The following is a 4,430-nucleotide window of genomic DNA, read 5'->3' on the forward strand; positions in this document are numbered from 1 at the left end:
GCTCCGGCGCGACGCGCCTGGCCGCCTCGGCCTCGCGCTGCTCCTTGCGGGCCTTGCGCGCATTGCGCATCGCGCGCTTGACGAAAGGGTGCTGCGAATCCTCGGCGAAGAACAGCACCACGTCGCAACTCGGACATTGCCTGGAATAGCCGTCCTGCAAACGTCCGGCGCGATCGCGGAACACGGACTTGCAGCGCGTGCACTGAATCTGGACGAAACTCATACGCGACCGACAATGACCGATGGAAATGGGTCGTCAGGTGATCGCAAATGTCTGAAGAAAGCCTGAAGGCTTTCGCGGCATTCCGAGAGGTCTCGTCGCAGCCGATGTCGCGCGCACGAACGCGATGCTCGCAAAACGCGGCCAGGCGTCATCGGCCCGTCGCGACTGGCGGCGCGGGGAGCTCGTTGGAGCTGTCAATCAGCAGCCGCTATTGCTTGGCCGCCATCATGTCCAGGCAATGGTTGAGAAAGGCGGTGCGATCCCTGGGCAGCACCTTCTCCAGATCCGCCTTCATCGCGCATTCGCGTTGCCGCAGCTGCTCGGCGCGGCGCTTCTCGGCCGCCTCGCGGTATTCAGGAGCAACCTTGTTCGGATCGACCAGCGGTTGCGAGCGGGCGGGGGCCGTCGCAAGGAGTGCGATGGCGGCGATGAAAATGAATGGTTTCAAATGAGCCTCCGTAAAATGGGGCATCCTAGCGCGCGGCGTGTGCAGGTTCAAACCGGAGGCGCGGTACCCCGTTCCGCATTGATCGGGCCGCGCCAACAAACAACAAGGCGTGTGAACCAGTTCACACGCGCGCGGCGCATTCGCTGCTATGAAAGCGTCATTGCCAGACCAATTCATATTTTGACGAAACACCCCAGCGTCCAGGCGCTGGGGTTTTTCGTGCCGGCCATGCGAGCAGGGCGCGCTCGATCGCAGCAGCCCTTGCATCCAGAGAAGCCGATCCTGCGCCGCGTCGGAAGCGGCGAGTTCCCCGTCCGCAGGGCGATCAACAGCCGAAGATTTCGGGAGCGCAATGGCGTCCCGAACGTTGCCACGAGGCGTGCGTTGGCAGGGCAAATCCCATATGCATGGCGGCGAGCAGCGAATCGACAATGCGGCGGCTCGCGTTCGGTGGGTGACAGTTTACGACCAGAGACGGATTCAAGTGAGGCTTACCAAAAAGGCGAAGGCGACCAAGACATCGCCAAAGAAAGGCAAAGGGTCGCAGCGCGCCACGATCTCGTCTTCGTCGCCCCTCGGTTCGATGGCGCTCCATCTGCTTGCACAATGGAAGCAGTCCGGACGCAGCGGCATCGTTTTTCTCGCCGAGAGCGAGAACAGGGCAGAGCGGCTCGGCAGCGTCATTCACGCGCTCGATCCCTCCTGCGAGGTCCTGGTGTTTCCGCGATTGAACACCTTGCCGTTCGATCAGCTCGAGCCGTCCCATGAACTCGCAGGGCGCAGAGCCTCCGTGCTGCGACGCCTCGCAAAATCCAGGAAGCCGCTCTTTCTGGTCTCGACGGCGGAAGCCGTGATGGAGCRCCTGCCGCCGCCTGCGAGCCTGTCGCGCCTGAGTGTGAGCTTGAAGGTGGGCGGCGCGTTTTCCGAGCGCGACCTGCGCGGACGCCTCGAAGTCCTGGGATACGATCTGGAGGACGAGCCGGACTATCCGGGCGGAGCCCTGTTTCACGGGCAGACCTTCGAGATATTTCCCGCGGGCGCGCTGGGGCCGTTCCGGATCGAGCATTCAGGCCGCGCGATCAGCCGGATCGTGGCGTTCGACCCGAAAGAGCACGACATCATCTTCGAGACCAGCGAGCTTCTCGTCGATCCCATGTCGGAGCGGCTTGGCTTCGCCGGGAAGCGCGGCAAGCGCGCGACGCTGTTCGACTATTGCGGGCGCGCCAAATGGATCGCCGATGCAGGCGTCCCGCTGCACGTCGACGGCTGGCTGAGCACGATCGAGGAGGCCGCGCCTCGTGCGGAGAGAGAGCGCGAATACATCGGTCGGCGCGACTGGAAGCAGCTCTCCAGGGGCATGAAGGTGTTGCCGCGGACGGCGTCCTTCCAGCCCATCCCGGAGTTTTCAAAGCTGACTTCCGCCAGGAAGGCGCTTCGTGCCTTCGTCGAGGAGACGCGGCGGGCCGGATCGCGGCTGATCCTGGTCGCGGCGCAGGAGGACGACCTGCGCGTGATGGAGCGGATGAGCGGCGTCAAGGCGCCGCGCTGCGCGGATTGGGACACGGCGGCGCGCGGGCGGGGCGGCGAGGCGGCGCTTCTGGCCGACCTCGATGCGGGTTTCGTCGTGCCGGGGAAAAAGTCTCTCGTTGTCGTGACCGCGTCCGACGTGCTCGGCAGCCGGGCGCATCATCCGCAGCCGATGGCGCGGGCCTGGAGCGCGGCCTTCGACCATGCCGACGTGCCCGAGCAGGGCACGGTGGTCGTGCATCTCCAGCGCGGCCTTGCGGTGCTCGACGGCCTGCAGACCGTGAACACGGGCGGCGGCGCGCTGCGCGAGATGATCCGCCTGGTGTTCGCGGGCGACAACGCGGTTCTCGTGCCGCCGCCCGATCTGGCCCTGATGTGGCCTTACGCAACCGAGCCCGGCAAGCTGGCGCTCGACAAGGCGGACGGCAGCTCCTGGTGGGCCCGCCGCACCGAGGCCGAGCGCGAAATCCAGATCGCCGGCAAGGCGCTGGCCAAGCACATCAGCCAGCGCCGAAGGCGGCGCGCCGAAAAGCTGGTTCCGCCGGGATCGGCCTATGAGAAGTTCGTCGCGCGTTTTCCTTATTTCACGACGATCGATCAGGCCAAGGCGATCCGCGACGTGCTGGGTGATCTTGCATCCGGCCATCCGATGGACCGGGTGATCTGCGGCGATGTGGGATTTGGCAAGACCGAGGTGGCGCTGCGCGCGGCCGCCGCCGTGGTGCTGTCGGGCAAGCAGGTGGCGATCGCGGTACCGACGACGGTGCTGGCACGGCAGCACGTCGCGACGTTCCAGAAGCGCTTCGCCCCGTTCGGCATCGAGGTGGGGAACCTGTCGCGGGCGACCTCCGGCGCGGAGCTGCGGGAGACCAAGGAGGGACTGCGCAGCGGCCGCATCAAGGTCGTGGTCGGAACGCAGGCGCTGGGCGCGAAGGACGTGAAGTTCGACGATCTCGGCCTCGTCATCATCGACGAGGAGCAGCATTTTGGCGCGGCCGAGAAGGCCAGGCTTTCCAGCCTTGCCAAGAATGTCCATGTGCTGATGATGAGCGCGACGCCGATCCCGCGCACGCTGGCCGCCGGCCTTGCCGGATTTCGCGACCTCAGCGTGATCGCCTCGCCGCCGGTGCACCGGCTCCCGGTCGCAACCAGGATTGCGCCGCTGTCGGATGCGGCCATTGCGTCGGCGTTGCTGCGCGAGCAGCGGCGCCACGGCCAGAGTTTTCTGATCTGTCCACGCATCCAGGATCTGGATCCGATGCTGGCGCGGGTGCAGGCGGTGGCCGGCGATCTTCGCATCGTGTGCCTGCATGGCAGATTGGCTGCCGACGAGATCGACGACCGGATGATGAGCTTCGTCGAGGGCAGGGCCGACGTCCTGCTCGCGACCAACATCGTGGAGAGCGGCCTCGACATTCCGCGTGCGAACACCATCGTGGTCTGCTGGCCCGAGAAGTTCGGCCTCGCCCAGCTGCATCAGCTGCGCGGACGGGTCGGCCGTAGCGGCATCCGGGCGTTCGCCCATTTGCTGACCGAGACGAATTCGGGGCAGTCCGAGAAGCGGCTGGCCGTGCTCGAGGAGTTCAGCCGGCCGGGCGCCGGCTTTGCCATCAGCGAGCGCGATCTCGATCTCAGAGGTGCGGGCGACCTGTTTTCCGAGCAGCAATCCGGCCACGTCCAGGTGTTCGGGCCCGTACTCTACAGCCACCTGCTGAAAATGGCCTCGGAGAAGGCCGATGAGGAGCGGGCCGCGGTGTGGGTGCCCGACCTGAACCTGCCGGTCGCGGACATGCTGCCCGAAGCCTATGTGCACTCCGAGCCTGTGCGGCTCGAACTCTATGCGCGCGCCGCAAGATGCGGCAGCGAGGACGACCTCGTCGACCTCGAAGAGGAGACCTCCCGCCGCTTCGGCCCGCTGCCGAAAGTCGCGCGCGATTTCTTCGCCGCAGCGAAGCTCAGGCTCGAATGCAAGCGAAGGGGCATCATCCGCCTCGACGTCGGCCTCGGGGCGGTCGCCGCAACGTTCCTGCCCGGACGGTTGCGGAAGTCGAGAGGAAAGTCACTCCAGCGCGACGGCGATCGCGTCGTCTATCACAGCCAGATGCGTGATGCGCCGTTCGAGCGGGTGGAGGAGTTGTTCGAGGTGCTGGACGAGGCGTGAGGGGCGGATGCGCCGGATGAACCTGGCCAAGCGCGACTGTCACATGCGCCCCGCCTGTCGCAACGTTGGGC

At 66.0% G+C, this 4,430-nt stretch carries 3 protein-coding genes; 1 reads left to right on the forward strand and 2 read right to left on the reverse strand.

Annotated features, from left to right (window positions below; genetic code table 11):
• Window positions 1-223, reverse strand: a 223-nt coding sequence (locus AC1D00_RS28730; RefSeq protein WP_477012988.1) for a hypothetical protein, incomplete at its 3' end; no start/stop codon positions are given.
• A 208-nt stretch (window positions 224-431) separates the two neighbouring features.
• Window positions 432-671, reverse strand: a complete 240-nt coding sequence (locus AC1D00_RS28735; RefSeq protein ID WP_477012989.1) for a hypothetical protein — start codon at window positions 669-671, stop codon at window positions 432-434.
• A 583-nt stretch (window positions 672-1,254) separates the two neighbouring features.
• Between AC1D00_RS28735 and AC1D00_RS28740 the strand changes: the two genes are divergently transcribed.
• The gene (locus tag AC1D00_RS28740; protein ID WP_477012990.1) at window positions 1,255-4,359 is read left to right on the forward strand and encodes a DEAD/DEAH box helicase; all 3,105 of its coding nucleotides are present in this window, start codon (window positions 1,255-1,257) and stop codon (window positions 4,357-4,359) included.
• The last annotated feature ends 71 nt before the right edge of the window (window positions 4,360-4,430 follow it).

Source organism: Bradyrhizobium sp. P2_E8 (genome assembly GCF_056403875.1).